Source organism: Burkholderia sp. Ac-20392, assembly GCF_017104585.1.
GTDB classification, from domain to species: Bacteria; Pseudomonadota; Gammaproteobacteria; order Burkholderiales; family Burkholderiaceae; genus Burkholderia; species Burkholderia lata.
In genome coordinates, this window is the sequence record NZ_JAAGPB010000272.1 from 1 (window position 1) to 233 (window position 233).

Sequence of the window (233 nt, forward strand, 5' to 3'; positions counted from 1 at the left end):
TAAAAAAAAAAACACTACTTCGTGTCGTCGCTCGACTGTTGCGCATAGCCGATCTCCGCGATCTGTACACCTTCCTTTCTCTCAAGGTTAGTTGTGTGGTTCTCTTCCCTCCATCCAATTTCCTCGCCCTGATTCTCTATACTCTTGCCCTGATACATCGCTACTTGATCCACCTTTAGCGTGTGCTGTGTTGTTCTCTTCGATCTGTCGCTCGTCTGTTTGGCGTTCTGCTT

Annotated in this window: 1 pseudogene; it reads right to left on the reverse strand. The window is 47.6% G+C overall.

What is annotated here, in order from left to right:
- Positions 1-14: 14 nt before the first annotated feature.
- Positions 15-233, reverse strand: a pseudogene (locus G3N99_RS25245) (hopanoid biosynthesis associated radical SAM protein HpnJ); the annotation flags it as partial.